The sequence below is a fragment of the Flavobacterium petrolei genome, from assembly GCF_003314435.2.
GTDB classification, from domain to species: Bacteria; Bacteroidota; Bacteroidia; order Flavobacteriales; family Flavobacteriaceae; genus Flavobacterium; species Flavobacterium petrolei.
In genome coordinates this window covers 1074725-1093554 of record NZ_QNVY02000001.1, presented here as the reverse complement: position 1 = coordinate 1093554, position 18830 = coordinate 1074725, and the positions used below count along the sequence as shown (strand labels likewise).

Below are 18830 nucleotides of genomic sequence, written 5' to 3'. Positions count from 1 at the left end.
CATAGAAAAAAAGCCAATGCTTTTTTCTATTGTAAACTCTTATCTCCTTCAAAATTTATTTTTACAGGAATAAACACTATGTTTCTATGTGGTTTAAACTTTAATTATAATGCGTTTGACGTGAGTATTGTGTTAATTTGAATTAAAAACAAATCTCGTTTTCGTATTTTTGCATCAAAATAGCACTATGTCAGAGTTTTTTAAAAAATACCGTCTCTTTTTTGGGGTTTTCATTGTTCTTTCGGCAATCATTTTATCTTTATTTTATTCGGCTTTAAAGCCAAAAAAAACACTTCCCATTTTTAATCCCGCAGATGTAAATCCGGAATTAGTGGATAGCACGGTTCAGTATAAAAGCAAATACCATACGATTGCTGATTTTTCATTCATCAACCAAAACGGAAAAACCATCACCCAAAAAGATTACGAAGGCAAAATATATGTGGCTGATTTTTTCTTTACCACTTGCGGTTCCATTTGTCCAAAAATGACCACCAACTTATCCGATATCCAAAAAGCTTTCGCCAATAATCCAAAGGTAAAATTACTCTCTCACACTGTTTTTCCGGAAACAGACAGCGTTCCTGTTTTAAAAGCTTACGCAAAAAAACACCATGTTGATGATAACAAATGGAACTTAGTGACGGGAGATAAAAAAGAAATTTATACAATGGCCAGAAAATCCTATTTGGCCGTGAAACTTGGAAAACCAAGTGAACTTTATGACATGGTTCACACCGAAAATTTTGTTTTGGTCGACACCAAAAAAAGAGTTCGTGGCTTTTATGACGGCACCAACAAAGAGGACATGAAACGATTAATTGAAGACATCACTTTTTTGAGTAACGAATAAGAAGCATTTAAACGAACCCCAGTTTTTATAAAGATATTCGCTGTATTATCTGTTGGATTGATTTGTTTTAATTACCGTATAAATGTGATAATTATCATTTGTGTTTGTATTAAAATGTGTATTTTTGCAATCTTAATTCAATCTAAATAAGGTTTGCAAACAACGATACATTCTCTCAAAAAAGGCGAAAAAGCCATCATAAAAGACTTTGACATCGACACCGTTCCATTAAAATTATTGGAAATGGGTTGCTTGCCCGGCAATATGGTTGAATTACTTCAAATTGCTCCTTTTGGAGATCCTTTATATTTGAATATTAATGGTTCACATGTTGCAATTCGGGTGGAAACTGCAAAAGAAATTGAGGTTGACATTATAAAAACCAACTTATGGTAAGCAAACAAAACATCAATGTCGCTTTGATCGGGAATCCAAATGTGGGTAAAACTTCTGTTTTCAATCAGCTTACGGGTTTGAACCAACAAGTGGGGAATTATCCCGGAATTACCGTTGAAAAAAAAATTGGTTTCTGCAAATTACCCAATAATATAAAGGCAAATATTCTGGATTTACCCGGAACATACAGCCTGAATGCCAGTTCCATTGATGAAAATGTAGTCATTGAATTATTGCTAAACAAAAACGATAAATTATATCCTGACGTAGCCCTTGTTGTTACCGATGTGGAAAATTTAAAACGAAACTTACTTCTTTTTACCCAAATAAAAGATTTAGAAATTCCAACTATATTGGTCATCAATATGGCTGACAGAATGAAATTTAAAGGGATTACGCTGGATATTCCGTATCTTGAAGAGCACTTAAAAACTAAAATTGCATTAATCAGTTCCAGAAAAGGGTATGGAATTGATGAGTTGAAAAAGTTGATTGTCAGCTACCGAACTATTTCAAGTGAACCTTGCCTGAATGCCTCTGTAATTGATCCGGAATATTTCAACAGTTTGCGCAAAGCATTCCCCAATCAATTGCTTTATAAATTATGGTTGGTGATTACTCAAGACGTAAATTTCCTGAATTTAGAACGTAATGAAGTCCGAAGCTCGTTCACAAAATCGCACTCAGATTTAAAACGTCTGCAACAAAAAGAAACTATAAAACGCTACCAATTCATCAATGATGTTTTGAAAGTGGGACTAAAAATTGATTCCTCAGTTGCAAGAGACTACCGTAGCAAACTCGACCGCGTGCTAACTCATAAAGTTTGGGGATATGTCATTTTCTTTTTGATTTTGTTTGTTATTTTCCAATCTATTTTTGAATGGTCTAAAATTCCAATGGACTTCATCGATGCTTCTTTTGCGTCTTTGAGCACACATGCTGCCGAAGAACTGCCAGCCGGAGTTTTAACCAATTTAATTTCGCAGGGAATCATCCCGGGAATTGGCGGAATTTTGATTTTTATACCCCAAATTGCCTTCCTGTTTATGTTTATTTCGATACTGGAAGAAAGCGGATATATGAGCCGAGTGGTTTTCCTGATGGACAAAATCATGCGTAAATTTGGTTTATCGGGCAAAAGTGTGGTGCCACTTATTTCTGGTACCGCTTGTGCGATTCCGGCAATTATGGCTACCCGAAATATCGAAAACTGGAAAGAAAGATTAATTACGATTTTGGTAACTCCATTCACAACATGTTCTGCCAGATTACCTGTTTACGCTATCATTATTGCACTTGTAATTCCGGACAATCGTGTTTTTGGATTTCTGAACATGCAAGGAATGACTTTGATGTTGTTGTACCTTTTAGGTTTTGGAATGGCTATTTTCTCCGCTTACATTTTGAATAAAATTCTTAAAATCAAAGGAAAAACATACTTTGTAGTAGAAATGCCTAATTATAAATTACCGCTTTTCAAGAATGTGGGAATCAATGTGATCGAAAAAACAAAGGCTTTTATTTTTGGAGCCGGAAAAATCATTCTGGCTATTTCTATCGTTTTATGGTTCTTAGCTTCTTACGGACCCGGAGAAAAATTCAATAATGCCGAAAAAATTGTCATTGAGAATACGATAAACAATCCGTTGCCAGAAACCGAATTTGAAAATGCTGTCGCATCGCAAAAACTGGAAAACTCCTATATTGGAATCATGGGAAAAGCCATTGAACCTGCCATTTCACCATTGGGTTACGACTGGAAAATTGGAATTGCCATTATCAGTTCTTTTGCTGCCAGAGAAGTTTTTGTCGGAACATTAGCTACGATTTACAGCGTTGGAGGAAGCGATAATGAAGTTACCATCAAAAACAAAATGGCTGCCGAAATCAATCCCGTTACCGGAGAAAAGATTTTCAACTTTGCCTCTGGAATATCATTACTGTTGTTTTATGCTTTTGCCATGCAATGCGCCAGTACGTTAGCGGTTACTAAAAAAGAAACCAATTCCTGGAAATGGCCAGCAGGACAATTGATCTTCATGTCTGGATTTGCTTATGTTGTAGCTTTAATTGCATACCAAATCTTGAAATAAAACGTCGTTTATTAAATCAACAAACGTTAAATTTTACAATTTTTTTATTTTTAATTTGTCTAAATAAGATTTCGATTTTACCTTTGCATTCTAGATTTAATCTAAATAAAGATAAATGAAAAATGCCTTTTCGCTTGGAATATTCTTTCTTACGACAACCTTATTTGCACAAGAAATTGATAAAAATTTAAATGACACTGTCAAGACTTTATTGCCTGTGATTATCACAACAAAAATTCAAAGTCCAGAAAGAATGCCTGAAGTAAGAGAGAACGTCTTGTTTTCTGGTAAAAAAAACGAGGTTCTAAAACTTTCAAATATTAACGGAAACTTCACTACAAATAATTCTCGCGAAACTTTTTCTAGAGTTCCTGGAGTGAATATTTGGGAAAACGAAGGGTCAGGGATACAAATAAATGTAGGTGTAAGAGGGTTGAGTCCCAACAGAAGTTGGGAATTGAATACAAGACAAAATGGTTATGATATTTCATCAGACGTTTTTGGGTATCCAGAAGCATACTACAATCCACCACTTGAGGCAGTAGAAACGATCGAATTGATACGCGGAGGAGCTTCACTACAATTTGGACCTCAATTTGGAGGAATGTTAAACTATGTATTAAAAAGAGAGACAAAGAAAAAATTTACGTTTGAAACCCAAAACAGCGTAGGTAGTTATGGATTAATGAGTTCATACAACGCAATAGGTGGAACACTAAAAAACTTTTCATATTATGTATACAACCATTCCAGAAGTGCTGATGGATGGAGACAAAACGGAGAATATACCGTCCGTAATACGCATGCTTTCTTAGAGTATCGTTTTAATACAAACACAAAAATCTCTGCAGAGTATACCAATATGGATTACGAGATGAAACAATCAGGAGGTTTGACGGATGTGCAATATGAACAAGACCCACAGCAATCCTCGCGCAATCGAAATTGGTTTGGAACACCTTGGAACGTTTTCTCGATTCAATTAGACACCAAGATCAATGAAAATTTAACGTCCAACACCAAATTATTTGGTCTTATTGGAGAGCGCAATAGCGTTGGGTTTACTGCCACTCCAAACGTTCCAGACGCCATAAACCCAACAACGGATAACTATGCAAACCGACGAGTAGATCGAGATTTTTACAAAAACTTTGGGGCAGAAAATAGAAATATTTTAAAATATAAATTGGGTTCAACCTCACACAACTTGGCTTTTGGAGCACGTGCTTACCAAGCAACAACTATTCGTAAACAAAGCGGAAATGGTACCACAGGAAGTGATTTTGACTTATCTGTAAGTAATGATTACCCTAGAAACATAAAATTCAAAACTGAAAACATTGCTTTTTTTGCTGAAAATCAGTTTAGAATTACGGAAAAATTTAGTGCAACACCAGGTGTGCGTTTTGAACATATAACCTCTAGTGGTGCAGGCTTATTTGCAGTAAACAATGGAGTTACTGTAAATTTTGACGCCGATCCTATCGTACGAAACAAAGCTTTATTTGGATTAGGTTTAGAATATAAATTTGCAAGCACAAATGTGTATGCTAATGTATCTCAGGCCTACAGACCGATACTTTTCTCTGATTTGACACCACCTGCAGTTACTGATGTGATTGATCCAAACTTAAAGGATGCAAGCGGATATAATGCTGATTTAGGATATAGAGGAAATATAAACAATTACATCAATTTTGACATTGGTTTATTTTACCTTGAATACAACAATCGTATTGGTGGAGTGAGACAGTTTACAAATAATGATCCATCACAAGGGACTTTTTTATACAGAACAAATTTAGGAACTACAGTAAACAAGGGGATCGAGAGCTTTTTTAACATCAATATTACACGTTTTCTAGAAGTTGATAAGCAAATAGGGAATGTAGACTTTTTTGCATCGATGAGTTTTATTGATAGTCGCTACACCGATTTTGAGACTTTTACAACAGCAGGATCTACCCCAAATACAGTTATTACAAGCTCAAACCTTGACGGAAAAAGAGTAGAAAATGCTCCGCGTTACATTCATAACTTTGGTCTTTCATGGGGAAAAAACAACATATCAACTACCCTGCAATACCGCTTAACAGGAAAAATATTTACAGATGCGAACAATACTACAACACCTTCTGCCAATGGAGTTACAGGATTGCTAGATAAATACAATGTATTTGACTTTTCATCAGAGTATAAATTCTTAGAAAAATACAACATTCGAGCAGGAATAAATAATGTTCTTGACGATGCTTACGCTACAAGACGTGCTTCCGGATATCCAGGACCAGGTATCTTACCAAGTGAAGGAAGAACATTTTACATTTCGGTGGGAGCCAAATTTTAAATAGATGTAGAAAGCTGTTTCTTAATCTGAAGTAAAACTTTAGAATTTACTTTGGAATCATGGCGCAGTTGTAAAACTTTGTCTTTAGTTTAACGCAAAAAAGCAACCTTTACGGGTTGCTTTTTCTTATATTTACAATATGGATATTCAAGAAATTTTAGCTTTTTTAGCACTCGGAATAGCACTGGCTTTTTTGATTAAAAAATTCTTTTTCAAAAAGAAAAAATCCGATAAAAACTGTGGCAGCGGTGATTGTGGTTGTAGCTAATCTTGTTTTAAGTAACCAATTTTCAGGTAATACTCTTCCGGATCAATCTTGCTTCCTTCTTTTGGATACGGCACCACACCAATGTTTTTTATCTTCTTTTGTTTTTCAGGCAGATATTTAGAGAACCACTTTTTATTGTCTTCTTCGTTTTTCATCGAAAACACCAAAGTCGTATCTTCAATCCATTTTGAATCTTTGTACACCGAAACAACAGCACTAGCTTCTCCCGCCCAAATACAAGTCACACCTTCAGGGCAACGAGAATCAGAAACAATTGCTTTTAAAACCAATTGAAATCCTTTTTGATTGGGACAGACTTTCTGCTTTATAGTTGTGTATTTAACTTTTTGTGATTCTGGGCTTTGCGCCAAAGCTACACTGCTGATCATCATAAAAAGGAATAGAATTGACTTTTTCATACATTATGTTTACAAGATTACTATATTCTTTTAAAAACACTAAGTTCCTAACTTAAAGCCACATCCAAGACCATCATCACAATAAATCCTCCAACGAAACCGAGCGTGGCAATATCCGTATTTTTATCCTGTTGTGTTTCCGGAATTACTTCTTCGACCACCACAAAAATCATCGCGCCTGCGGCAAAAGCCAAAGCGTATGGTAAAATTGGAGTGAAAAATGTGACTGCAAAAGCGCCTAAAACAGCGGCAACCGGCTCAACTAATGCAGAAGATTGTCCGTACATAAAACTTTTCCATCGGCTCATTCCCATTCTGCGCAACGGCATGGCAACAGCGATTCCTTCCGGAAAATTCTGAATTCCAATACCAATTGCTAACGTAACAGCGCCCGCGATGGAAGCTTCCGGAATACCAGCAGCAACACCACCAAACAGAACTCCAACCGCCAATCCTTCCGGAATATTGTGTAGTGTAATTGCCGAAACCAATAATGTGGTGCGTTGCCAAGGCGATTTGATTCCTTCGGTAACTTTAAAATTGATGTGCAAATGCGGCAACACTTTATCAATTCCGAAAATGAAAAGCGCACCAAGGAAAAAACCAAAAGCTGCAGGAATCACTTTTGCAAATCCTTCCCCGCCCGTCATCTCTATGGCTGGAGCCAATAAACTCCAAAAACTGGCCGCAACCATAACACCTCCCGTAAACCCGAGCATTCCGTCAAGAACCGTCCGATTCATGGTTTTAAACATAAAAACAAACGAAGCCCCTAAAGCCGTTAGGAACCAAGTAAACAAACTCGCATACAAAGCGGCTAATATTGGGTCGATACTCGTGAAATAATCTACTATAGATTGAAACATAATTATTTGATATATAAATTACTGGCTATTTTATTTGAAATGGTTATTTCTTTGGTTCCAACCCGAATTCTGAAAGAGGAATCAAAACTTTCCTTTTCGATAATTTCAATTTGGGAACCCAAAGCAATTTCCTGTTTGTCTAAATATTTTAAAAAATCAGAAGATGTATCTTTAACACCGACACAAATCCCGATTTGGTTTTTCTCGAATTCAGAAAGCAGTTGCTTTTCAACTTTTATAATTCGTCCATTAGCATCCGGAATAGGATCTCCATGTGGATCTTCGGTAGGATTTCCCAAAAAATCATCCAATTTATTGATCAGTTTTTCGGATTTGATGTGTTCCAATTGTTCCGCAATATCGTGTACCTCATCCCAAGAAAAATCTAGTTTCTCTACCAGAAAACATTCCCAAAGTCGGTGTTTTCTAACAATCATCTTCGCCGCTAATTTTCCTTTGTCAGTAAGGGAAACGCCTTGATATTTTACGTAATTGACTAAGTCTTTTTCGGAGAGTTTCTTGAGCATATCGGTAACGGATGATGCTTTGGTTTCCATTTTTTCAGCAATAGCATTAGTGCTAATATCTGCATCCGAAACGGAAGTAAGGTGGTAAATGGTCTTGAGATAATTTTCTTCTGAAAAGGTCATGTTCTGTTTTTTTGAATATTTTTTCCACATAACATATCATGCAGAAAAGAGTGATTGGAAACCAATTACAACAACAAATATAAACAAAAAAGAATACCAAAAATATATTTTTAGCCAAGTCTAAAATAAATTAGCAAACTATAAACAGTTAGGACACAATCCGGAAAGCGTAAAATTGACTTCTCTTACTGAGTAGTTGGGTGGCAATTTAAAGGTTGGTTCTACATTTTCAAGGCATGTAACCAAGTGACATTTCTCGCAACTAAAATGAATGTGATTATGGGTGTGTATAACATCATCATGCAGGTGATGGCAACTCGCATACTTGATGGTTCCGTCTAAATTTACTGTTTTATGAATCACATCCTCAGCAACCAAGCGATCTAAAACCCTATAAATCGTAACTCGATCACAAACATTTTGGCTTAACGCCTGAATTTCAGTATGCGATAAAGCAACTTCAGAATTTTTTATAATTTCTAAAATGGTTGTTTTGGCGGTTGTATTTCGAGTTGTTTTCATAATCAAATAAAATTAAACGCAACATTGTTGCGTTATAAATTATATTTCTATATTTGCAACACAATTGCATTAAGCAAATATAAAAGAAAATGAAGAAAACTACATCATTAAAAATGGATATTTTAGGGATTTCGAGTGCCGGATTATGCTTGCTCCATTGTTTAATTTTCCCTTTACTGTCAATACTCCCTTTAGGACTGTCTCACAATCCGTATATCGATTTAGCTTTTGCTACTGTTGGATTATGGGCGGTTTTAAACATTATAAAGAAAGCAAGTTTAATCGTTGTAGTATTGCTTTTAACTTCAATCACCCTAATCCTCCTGAGTGCGTTTATTGATATTTTTTTGGATTATCATACTAATTTATTAATCGTTGGTGGCATTGGAATGATTCTCGGGCATTTGATAAACTACAGCAATCATAAAAACACGCACTAATGAAAAAATTACCCGTAACCGTTTTATCCGGTTTCTTAGGAGCCGGAAAAACTACTTTGCTCAATCATATCCTACACAATAAAGAAGGTTTAAAAGTAGCTGTAATCGTAAACGATATGAGTGAGGTTAACATTGATGCCAATTTAGTAAAAGCAGAAAACACATTGTCTCGCACTGAAGAGCGGTTAATCGAAATGAGCAACGGCTGTATTTGCTGCACGCTGCGGGAAGATTTAATGATTGAGGTTGAGAAATTAGCCAAAGAAAACCGTTTTGATTATCTGCTGATTGAAAGCTCCGGAATCAGCGAACCGATTCCGGTAGCGCAAACTTTTTCATTTGTAAATGAAGAGGAAAACATTGATTTATCTCAATTTAGTTTTATTGATACAATGGTCACCGTGGTCGATGCCTTTAATTTCTTTAAAGATTTTGGCTCAGCCCAAACCCTTCAAGACCGAAAAGCATCAGATATTGAAAACGATAATCGAACAATTGTAAACCTGCTGGTCGATCAAGTAGAGTTTGCCAACGTTATTATTCTGAACAAAACCGATTTGGTTACCCAAAAAGAACTGGAAATTCTAAAAGCCTCCATTCAAAAATTAAATCCTGTTGCAACACTAATCACTTCCGTTCTAGGAAAAGTACCACCAAGCGCCATTTTAAACACCGGATTATTCAACTACGAAGAAGCCGAATCATCAGCCGGATGGATGCAGGAACTCGAAGGAATTCATACGCCTGAAACCGAAGAATATGGAATTTCATCTTTTGTTTTTCGAGACGAACGCCCCTTGCACCCACAACGTTTTTGGCAATTCCTGACAAAGTATTTTCCCCAAAACATCATCAGAAGTAAAGGACTTTGCTGGATTGCTTCCAGACCGGAGCAAGCCATCAACTGGAGTCAGGCCGGAGGATCTATGAAGGCTGAAGGCGCAGGCGTATGGTGGGCCAGCATGTCGCTGGGAGAACGCATGACTTTTAACAATTTTGTCGAAAACCAAGACATTATTGAGGAACGATGGACCGCTAATTTTGGGGACCGCTTAAACGAAATCGTATTCATAGGCCTGCAAATGGAGGAAAATTTGATTCGGAAACAACTAGAAAATTGCCTTTGCACCGCCGATGAAATTATGGATTTGCAAGATGGTTTTTTCTCCAGCAAAGATGCTTTTCCTATTGCTAGAGCATATCAAAACGACAAAGAAATAGCCGTTTTAAATAAAATATAATAGTTATAAATCCTGATCGTTTTGGTTAATTATTGGGTAATCAAGTGGTTCATTGTCATGATGAACCGCTTTTTTTTAATCATAAACCAAAATTATTTTACATAAATCAAATAATAATTTTTAGTTTTGTCTAAATTTAATTTAAGTATAATGAAAAAATTATGTGTGTTATTTATTTTTCTGATGTTTCACTTTGGCTACAGCCAAGAAAAAACGAGTCTTTCGGGATTTGTTTCATCAGAAAAAAAAGGAGTTTTGAAGGCTCATATTTTTTTAATTGGAACAAAATACGCCACCCAAACGGATAGTTTAGGAAAATACAGCATCGAGAATATTGCTGAGGGAAATTATAAAATACAAATTGTTGCAGAAGGTTTTCAAACTTTAAAAAAGAACATAACCGTCAAAAGTAATGAAAACAACATTCTGGATTTTGAACTTTCAAATACCGAAAACCAACTTAACGAAGTCGTGGTTTCGGGAACATTGAAGGCGGTAAAAAGATTAGAAAGCGCCGTTCCAGTAGAAGTTTATTCTCCAATATTCTTCAAGAAAAACCCAACGGCCAGTATTTATGAAGCCTTACAAAATGTAAATGGCGTACGACCGCAACTGAATTGTGGGGTTTGCAACACGGGCGACATCCACATTAATGGGTTGGAAGGTCCGTATACTTTGGTTTTAATCGACGGAATGCCCATCGTGAGCAGTTTATCTACGGTGTATGGATTATCCGGAATTCCAAATTCACTGGTGGAACGAATAGAAATTGTAAAAGGTCCCGCTTCTTCTTTATACGGCAGTGAAGCCGTGGGCGGTTTGATCAATATCATTACCAAAAATCCGATAAACGCTCCCCTATTCTCTGCTGATGTGTTTTCTACTTCTTGGTTGGAAACCAATGTTGATTTAGGAGTAAAGCTCAATGTTGGGAAGAAAGCCACGGCAATTTTAGGTTTAAATTATTTCAGCTACAATCAAAAAATTGACAACGATAACGACGGTTTTACCGATGTTTCCCTTTCGGACAGAGTTTCCCTTTTTCAAAAATGGACTTTCGACAGAAAAGAAAATCGATTGTTCACCATTGCGGCGCGGGGCGTTTATGAAGACCGTTTTGGCGGCGATGTGCGTTGGGAGAAAAAACACCGTGGCGGTGACGAAATCTATGGCGAAAGCATTTATACCAAACGAGCGGAATTGATTGGAAGTTACCAATTGCCATTTCAGGAAAAACTGATGCTTTCCTTTTCAGGAAATGTACATTTTCAAGACAGCCGATACGGCACGACGAGTTATATTGCGAATCAAAAGATTGGTTTTCTACAATTGACTTGGGACAAAAAAATAGGAAACCATGATTTACTTACCGGAATTGCCACCCGTTATAATTATTACGATGACAATACACCGGCAACTTCAAAACTGGGGGACAACAACCCGGAAAAGACCTGGTTACCGGGAATTTTTGTTCAAGACGAAATCACGTTTACAGAAAAACACAAGCTATTACTGGGAATGCGTTATGATTACAACTCGTTTCACGGAAGCATCTTAACACCAAGAATTGCTTATAAATGGAAATTGAACGACAATAATATCATACGTTTGAATGCAGGAACGGGTTTTAGAGTAGTCAATCTATTTACCGAAGACCATGCTGCTTTGACTGGCGCTCGTGAAATTGTAATTGCCAATAACCTGAAACCGGAACAATCCATAAATGCCAATTTGATTTATATCAAGAAGATAAATCTCGACAACGGAACTTTTATTGGAATTGAAACTTCCTTTTTCCATACGCGATTCAGTAATAAAATTGTGTCGGACTACGATACGAATCCCAACCAAATTATTTATGACAACATCAATGGTTATGCGATAAACCAAGGAATCAGTACCAATATTGATTTCAATTTTCCAAATGGATTAAAGATTATCACAGGCGCTTCTTTTCTTGACAACAAAAACGTTGAAAATGGCCGAAAAGAAACACCTTTTCTAACCGAAAAATTTACGGCAACCTGGAGTGTTTCGTATAAAATTCAAGCAATTGATTTGAATGTAGACTATACTGGAAATGTATACAGTCCGATGCAATTGCCTCTTTTAAGTGCTTTAGATCCTCGCGCTGCGGAATCGCCTTGGTACAGTTTGCAAAACATCCAATTCACGTATTCTGGTTTGAAAAACTTTGAATTCTATGCCGGAATTAAAAACCTACTGAACTTTTTGCCTAAACAAAACAATCCATTTTTGATTGCAAGAACCAATGATCCTTTTGAAAAAAATGTAACTTATGATACAAACGGTCAAGTGTTAGCAACACCCGAAAACCCTTATGGATTAACGTTTGACACGACTTATGTCTATGGGCCGAACCAAGGAATCAGAAGCTTTTTCGGCCTTCGCTATACTTTAAAATAATGAAAAAGAATCTTTATTTACTATTGTTATTATGCTGTGCGATTCCGGCTGGATTTGCGCAGTTGCATTCGGTTTCCTTCGAACAAATAGACAGTATACAAACAATCGAAAAGAGAAAAACGATTGTTTTCATTCAAACCGATTGGTGCCAATTTTGTCATGCGATGAAAAACACCACTTTCAAAAATGAGGAAATCATCATGGAGCTTAACAACACTTTTTATTTTGTTGATTTCAATGCCGAAGAAAAACGAACGGTAGTTTTCAATAAAACCACTTTTCAATTCAAACCCACAGGAAACAACTTCGGAACACATGAACTGGCAATCGCACTCGGAACAATAAATAAGCAATTGAACTTTCCTGTTTTGTGTGTTTTGAACAGTGGAAACGAGATTATTTTTCAGCACAGCGGGTACTTAAAACCAAAAGAATTAAAGCTGATTTTAGCCAAACTAAAAGAATAAAATTGTCTATTTTTGGGGAAATGTCAAATTCTCAAATGAAACACTACGATTATATTTTTACCGGCGCTGGATTATCGGCTTTGATGACCGTATATAAATTGGTACAATCCGGTAAATTTAAGGACAAGAGTATTTTGTTATTGGATGAAAACACTAAAAAAACCAACGACAGAACCTGGTGTTTTTGGAAAACAACCGATTCGGTTTGGGAACAATCTATTTCCAAGAAATGGGATTCGGCTTTGTTTGCCAATGAAGATTTTCGCAGGGATTTAGACTTGCAACCGTATCACTACAATATGGTCAAAGGACTGGATTTTTACAACCAGGTATTTGACTTGCTTTCGAAACAAGAAAATATCACTTTTATAAATGAAAAAGTCTTAGAAATCGAAGAATCTGAAACTATAATTCTGGTACAAACTGAAAAAGAGAGTTTTTCCTGTTCCAAACTTTTCAATAGCATTTACAACAAATACAAAGCAGAAAGCCAGACAAAATACCCCCTTTTACAACAGCATTTTATTGGTTGGTTTATCAAAAGCGAAAAGCCTATTTTCAATCAAGAACAAGCTACTTTCATGGATTTTTCGGTGGAACAAAAAGGAAACACCCGTTTTATGTATGTGTTACCCACATCAAAAACCGAAGCTTTACTGGAATACACCTTGTTTTCGCACCAGCATTTAAAAAAGGAAGAATACGAAAACGAAATCAAAAAGTACCTCAAAAACCTTGGGATTACGAACTATGAAATCGTCGAAAAAGAGCAAGGCAGTATTCCTATGACGTGTTATCCTTTTTGGAAAGCAAATACTAAAAACGTACTCAATATAGGAACTTCCGGCGGTTGGACAAAAGCCAGTACGGGTTATACTTTCAAAAATTCCGATAAAAAATCAAGTGAATTGGTTGCCTTTCTGCAAAGGGAAACTGACTTCACAAAATTTCATAGAAAGACAAAATTCTGGTTTTACGATTTACTTTTGTTAGACATTTTGGACCGAAAAAACGAATTGGGTTCCCACATTTTTTCTTCGATGTTCAAAAAAGGAAATCCAACCTTGATTTTTAAATTTCTGGACGAGGAAACTACTTTATACGAAGATATTCAAGTGATTTTAAAATGTCCAAAAATGCTATTTATAAAAGCTATTTTTCACGTGGCTTTAAAAGCAATGAAATAACAATCAAACTATAACAAAACTTTATAATTGAACTTCTATTCTTGATTGTAAACTTTGTAACTTTGCAACTCAAAATTAATATTGATTTAAAATAAAAAGATATGTATCCAGAAGAAATGGTAAAACCAATGCAAGCGGAATTAACAGCTGCAGGTTTTCAAGATTTACATAGTGCTGAAGCAGTAGAAAACGCAATGAAATTAGAAGGAACAACACTTGTAGTTGTGAATTCGGTTTGTGGTTGTGCTGCTAGAAACGCACGTCCAGGAGCAAAAATGAGTTTAGATGGCGCTAAAAAACCAGACCATTTAATCACTGTTTTTGCAGGAGTTGACAAAGACGCAGTTGATGCTGCAAGACAACACATGTTCCCTTTTCCTCCATCATCGCCAAGTATGGCTTTGTTCAAAAATGGAGAATTAGTACACATGCTAGAGCGTCACCACATTGAAGGTCGCCCAGCAGAATTAATTGCTGAGAACTTGAAAGACGCTTTCAACGAATATTGCTAATACATCCCAAAGCATAAAATTTAAAACCACGTCTCGGCGTGGTTTTTTTATTTGGAGCCACTTCCAGCTATTCGTTTCAATCTTTTTTCCCGCTAAAAAAGCGGATAAAAAAGGATTTCTCCCGAAGCTTCGGGACTATCTGGGCTAATTATTACAGAAAAACAAATAAAATCAATTCGATAATTTGTATATATTTGATTTAAATAACTTACACCATTCTATTTAAATAACTGCAATACCATAAAAAACACTAATGAAACTCAGCGAAATTATACAAAAAACACTACCATTTGGATACATATTCTTAGTTGCTCTTGGGATAATAAAAGAAAGTATTTATTATTATCAAGTAGGAATAAATATCTTGAAATATTCTAATATCATGGATGTCTTAATTAGTCCAATTGCTGACTTAACTTCGACACCTATAATTCTTTTGGGTTTTACTATTTTTATTCTTGTATTATACTCAGCAAGTTTTCTAATTTCCAAAAACTTCAATAAGGATTGGTTAAAGAAAAAAATTGGTTCCAAAAAACCTCTATCAGATATAACTGAAGAGGAAGTAAGAGCATATTTTGGTAAGTATTTTATCTCAATGTTTGCATTTGGTTTGTTGTGCTTTTTTTTAGGATTAGGGCTAGGAAGCGGAAGCAAAGTTGCGAGTAAAATTTCTAACAATGAATTGAAGTATGATTATGAAATAACTTTTGGCGATGGTCAAACTAAAGAAATATATTTAATTGGCTCAAACAGTTCTAATTATTTTTATGTGGAAAAAGGAAATAAAAATGTAAAAATATCTCCGGTAGGCGCAATCAAATCCGTAGAGATAACTACGAATAAAGTGCTAAATAAATAATCAATTGTTAAGAAAAACTATTTCTCCCTGCTCCCGAACGAATCCTTTCGTGTGTCTCTAAGCAGTAAATACGATTTTAGAGAACTAATACCTTCTATTTACCGCAACTACCCTAGCCCAGATTGCAGCGGCATCCTCTTGTTTCCGCTATCGCTGCAACAAGAGATATAGCGGAAAGCTGGAAAAGCTCCAAGAAAATGAAACCATTAAGGGATTAAGGAAAATTAAGCGTCTATTGTAATGATTACGAACCTTACTTCCTTCAAAACTTTGCTCCTCTGAACCTTTTTCCATACTTTTGCAAAAAATATATTTCTCAACTTAAAACTGTTTATAGCATGCAACTGTATAACACATTAAGCGCAGAGGAAAGAGCCATCATGATTGATGATGCCGGAAAACAACGTCTTACGCTGTCTTTCTATGCTTATGCGCAAATCTCAAATCCAACACAATTTCGTAACGAATTATTTCTGGCGTGGAACTCACTTGAAGTTTTGGGTCGAATTTATGTAGCCAGTGAGGGAATCAACGCCCAGCTATCATTGCCTGCTGATAATTTCTATGCGTTCAAAGATTCTATTGAAGTCTATGATTTCATGAAAGGAATCCGATTGAATATAGCCGTAGAACAAGACGATCACTCGTTCCTGAAACTGACGGTAAAAGTACGCGACAAGATTGTGGCGGATGGTTTGGTTGACGAAACTTTTGATGTGACCAATATTGGAATTCACTTAAAAGCCAAGGAATTCAATGAACTTCTAGAAGATCCAAATACGATTGTGGTCGATATGCGAAATCATTACGAAAGTGAAATTGGACATTTTACCAAAGCTATAAAACCAGATGTTGATACTTTTCGTGAAAGTTTACCAATCATAGAAGAACAACTTGCTGAACACAAACAAGACAAAAAACTATTGATGTATTGCACCGGAGGAATCCGTTGTGAGAAAGCCAGCGCTTATTTCAAACACAAAGGTTTTGAAAACGTATACCAACTGGAAGGCGGAATTATTGAATACACGCGCCAAGTAAAAGCTGAAGGATTAGAAAGTAAATTCATTGGAAAAAACTTCGTATTTGATCACCGCTTGGGCGAAAGAATCACAGACGATATTGTTTCGCAATGCCATCAATGTGGGGAACCTTGTGACGTGCATACGAATTGCGTGAATGAAGGTTGTCATTTGCTTTTTATCCAATGTGACTCATGCAAGGAAAAAATGGAAGGTTGCTGTTCAACAGAATGTGTGAGCGTGATTCACTTGCCGGAAGAAGAGCAAAAAGCCATTCGCAGAGGAATTAAAAACGGAAATAAGATTTTCAAAAAAGGAAAATCAGACGTTTTGACTTTCAAAAACAACGAAGAAACGCATAGTGTTTTTGTTGCTGAAAAACCATCCCGAAGCGCCGGGACTGCCGTTAAAAAAGAACCAAAAGTTAAGAAAGTCTATATCGGAAAAGGAACGCATTTTTTTCCAAAACCAAGTATTGGTCAATTTCTAATTGAAGAAAACGAAATCAAAATTGGCGATACGATTCTAATCAAAGGTTCCACAACCGGAGAACAAAAAGTAGTAATCGAACAAATGCTGGTGAACGATTTAGCACAAGAAAAAGCAGTTTCTGGAGATACTTGTACCTTCAAATTGCCATTCCGAATTCGACTATCTGATAAATTATATAAAGTTTTAGACTAATTTATCATGACCTCGAATAACAAAATAGAACTTATGGCTCCCGCCGGGAACTTTGAGTCGCTTCAAGCCGGATTAGATAATGGTGCAGATTCTATTTACTTTGGCGTAGAGCAATTGAACATGCGCGCTAGAGCCACCGTGAATTTCACCATGGACGATTTACCGGAAATTGCCAAACGTTGCGAAACTAAAAATGTTCGAAGTTATTTGACCTTGAACACCATAATTTACGACCACGATTTATCCGTCGTAAAAACACTATTAAACAAAGCCAAAGAAGCGAATATCACTGCAGTTATCGCTTCTGATCAAGCGGTTATCGCTATGGCTAGAGGCATTGGGATGGAAGTCCATATTTCGACTCAACTGAATGTGACCAACATTGAAACCATAAAATTCTACAGTTTATTTGCAGACACGATGGTTTTAAGTCGGGAATTGAGTTTACGCCAAGTAAAAAGCATCACCGCTCAAATCGAAAAAGAACAAATTAAAGGTCCAAACGGAAACTTAGTGGAGATTGAAATCTTTGGTCATGGCGCTTTGTGTATGGCAGTTTCAGGAAAATGCTATTTGAGTTTACATTCTAATAATTCCTCGGCAAATCGTGGTGCGTGCAAACAAAATTGCCGCAAAAAATACACGGTAATTGACCAGGAAACTGGTTTTGAAATCGAAGTCGATAACGAATATTTAATGTCTCCAAAAGATTTATGCACTTTAGATTTTCTGGACCAAGTCATTGATTCCGGTATTCAGGTGTTGAAAATTGAAGGCCGTGGCCGTGCTCCTGAATATGTTGCCACCGTGATCAAAACGTATCGGGAAGCGATTGACAGTTATTATGAAGGTTCGTTTTCTAAAGAAAAAGTAGTGGATTGGATAGAAGAGCTAAATACAGTTTACAATCGCGGTTTTTGGTCCGGTTATTATCTCGGACAAGAATTGGGAGAATGGAGTGATGTTTCCGGATCGATGGCAACACAGAAGAAAGTCTATGTGGGAAAAGGAACCCATTATTTCCCGAAAGCCAACATTGGTCAATTCAAAATTGAAGCGTACGACATCAAAATTGGAGATAAAATTCTGGTAACAGGACCAAGCACCGGAGCGCAGGAAATGATTATCGACGAAATGTTTGTCAATGATGTTACGGCTGACAAAGCCACCAAAGGCGATGATTGTACTTTAAAATTACCTTTCAGAATCCGGATGTCGGACAAATTATATAAAATTGTGGAAGCCTAATGGTTATTGTTACTTTACAAAGAGATAAATGTATTGGATGTAATTATTGCGTTGAAATGGCGCCGGTTCAATTTCAAATGTCTAAGAAAGACGGAAAATCAGTTTTGATTCATTCGCAAAATGCCAAAGGTTTTTTTACTTTAAAATCACACGACCACTCCATTGTTGAAAGTTGCGAATTGGCAGCAAAAGCCTGTCCGGTGAAAATAATTTCGGTGAAAGAAACTTAAGCTTTTAATTAAATATAGATTTATATCCAACCCATTACAATTTGATTTGTAGTGGGTTTTTTTATTAAAAATTTATGATTTATTGACACAAAT

At 36.1% G+C, this 18830-nt stretch carries 19 protein-coding genes; 15 read left to right on the top strand and 4 right to left on the bottom strand.

Features of this window, described 5'->3' with window-relative positions; translation table 11 throughout:
• The first annotated feature begins 187 nt into the window (after positions 1-187).
• The 5 genes from DR871_RS04770 to DR871_RS04750 all read left to right on the top strand — a co-directional run bounded on the left by DR871_RS04770 (position 188) and on the right by DR871_RS04750 (position 5960).
• Entirely contained in the window at positions 188-853 is a 666-nt protein-coding gene (locus DR871_RS04770) for an SCO family protein (RefSeq protein WP_113664617.1), read from the top strand.
• Between the two features lie 153 nt (positions 854-1006).
• A complete protein-coding gene (locus DR871_RS04765) occupies positions 1007-1249 on the top strand; it encodes a FeoA family protein (RefSeq protein ID WP_091172304.1) in 243 nt (80 codons plus the stop codon).
• Positions 1243-3345, top strand: coding sequence for a ferrous iron transport protein B (gene feoB / locus DR871_RS04760; RefSeq protein WP_113664618.1), 2103 nt, complete (start codon positions 1243-1245; stop codon positions 3343-3345). The genes DR871_RS04765 and feoB overlap by 7 nt, the downstream gene beginning before the upstream one ends.
• Before the next feature lie 115 nt (positions 3346-3460).
• The gene (locus DR871_RS04755) at positions 3461-5692 is read left to right on the top strand and encodes a TonB-dependent receptor family protein (protein WP_113664619.1); all 2232 of its coding nucleotides are present in this window, start codon (positions 3461-3463) and stop codon (positions 5690-5692) included.
• A 139-nt stretch (positions 5693-5831) separates the two neighbouring features.
• A complete protein-coding gene (locus DR871_RS04750; RefSeq protein WP_113664620.1) occupies positions 5832-5960 on the top strand; it encodes a FeoB-associated Cys-rich membrane protein in 129 nt (42 codons plus the stop codon).
• Here the strand turns inward: DR871_RS04750 and DR871_RS04745 are convergent.
• The 4 genes from DR871_RS04745 to DR871_RS04730 form a co-directional block, all read right to left on the bottom strand.
• Positions 5957-6379, bottom strand: coding sequence for a hypothetical protein (locus DR871_RS04745; protein ID WP_129752524.1), 423 nt, complete (start codon positions 6377-6379; stop codon positions 5957-5959). The genes DR871_RS04750 and DR871_RS04745 overlap by 4 nt on opposite strands.
• A 47-nt stretch (positions 6380-6426) precedes the next feature.
• On the bottom strand, positions 6427-7245 hold the full coding sequence (locus tag DR871_RS04740) for a ZIP family metal transporter (protein ID WP_091172296.1): 819 nt from the start codon (positions 7243-7245) through the stop codon (positions 6427-6429).
• Between the two features lie 2 nt (positions 7246-7247).
• Entirely contained in the window at positions 7248-7895 is a 648-nt protein-coding gene (locus DR871_RS04735) for a metal-dependent transcriptional regulator (protein ID WP_113665441.1), read from the bottom strand.
• A gap of 138 nt (positions 7896-8033) precedes the next feature.
• A complete protein-coding gene (locus DR871_RS04730; protein WP_113664622.1) occupies positions 8034-8417 on the bottom strand; it encodes a Fur family transcriptional regulator in 384 nt (127 codons plus the stop codon).
• 89 nt (positions 8418-8506) lie between these two features.
• On the opposite strand from DR871_RS04730, the gene DR871_RS04725 reads away from it, so the two are divergent.
• The 10 genes from DR871_RS04725 to DR871_RS04680 all read left to right on the top strand — a co-directional run bounded on the left by DR871_RS04725 (position 8507) and on the right by DR871_RS04680 (position 18737).
• Positions 8507-8857, top strand: coding sequence for a MerC family mercury resistance protein (locus DR871_RS04725; RefSeq protein ID WP_113664623.1), 351 nt, complete (start codon positions 8507-8509; stop codon positions 8855-8857).
• Positions 8857-10098, top strand: a complete 1242-nt coding sequence (locus tag DR871_RS04720) for a GTP-binding protein (RefSeq protein ID WP_113664624.1) — start codon at positions 8857-8859, stop codon at positions 10096-10098. The genes DR871_RS04725 and DR871_RS04720 overlap by 1 nt, the downstream gene beginning before the upstream one ends.
• A gap of 150 nt (positions 10099-10248) precedes the next feature.
• Entirely contained in the window at positions 10249-12525 is a 2277-nt protein-coding gene (locus DR871_RS04715) for a TonB-dependent receptor (RefSeq protein ID WP_113664625.1), read from the top strand.
• Positions 12525-12992 (top strand): thioredoxin family protein, encoded by a 468-nt coding sequence (locus DR871_RS04710; RefSeq protein ID WP_113664626.1) that lies wholly within the window; start codon positions 12525-12527, stop codon positions 12990-12992. The genes DR871_RS04715 and DR871_RS04710 overlap by 1 nt, the downstream gene beginning before the upstream one ends.
• 35 nt (positions 12993-13027) lie before the next feature.
• Positions 13028-14179 (top strand): lycopene cyclase family protein, encoded by a 1152-nt coding sequence (locus DR871_RS04705; RefSeq protein WP_113665442.1) that lies wholly within the window; start codon positions 13028-13030, stop codon positions 14177-14179.
• A 101-nt stretch (positions 14180-14280) separates the two neighbouring features.
• Positions 14281-14691, top strand: a complete 411-nt coding sequence (locus tag DR871_RS04700) for a BrxA/BrxB family bacilliredoxin (protein ID WP_091172289.1) — start codon at positions 14281-14283, stop codon at positions 14689-14691.
• Positions 14692-14944: 253 nt separating this feature from the next.
• Complete coding sequence (locus DR871_RS04695; RefSeq protein ID WP_113664627.1) at positions 14945-15553, top strand: hypothetical protein; 609 nt, start codon at positions 14945-14947, stop codon at positions 15551-15553.
• Positions 15554-15891: 338 nt separating this feature from the next.
• Positions 15892-17259: an oxygen-dependent tRNA uridine(34) hydroxylase TrhO gene (trhO, locus tag DR871_RS04690; protein WP_113664628.1), complete on the top strand. Its 1368-nt coding sequence runs from the start codon at positions 15892-15894 to the stop codon at positions 17257-17259.
• Between the two features lie 6 nt (positions 17260-17265).
• On the top strand, positions 17266-18507 hold the full coding sequence (locus DR871_RS04685; RefSeq protein ID WP_113664629.1) for a peptidase U32 family protein: 1242 nt from the start codon (positions 17266-17268) through the stop codon (positions 18505-18507).
• Positions 18507-18737 (top strand): ferredoxin, encoded by a 231-nt coding sequence (locus DR871_RS04680; protein ID WP_113664630.1) that lies wholly within the window; start codon positions 18507-18509, stop codon positions 18735-18737. Before DR871_RS04685 ends, DR871_RS04680 begins: the two co-directional genes overlap by 1 nt.
• Positions 18738-18830: the final 93 nt, after the last annotated feature.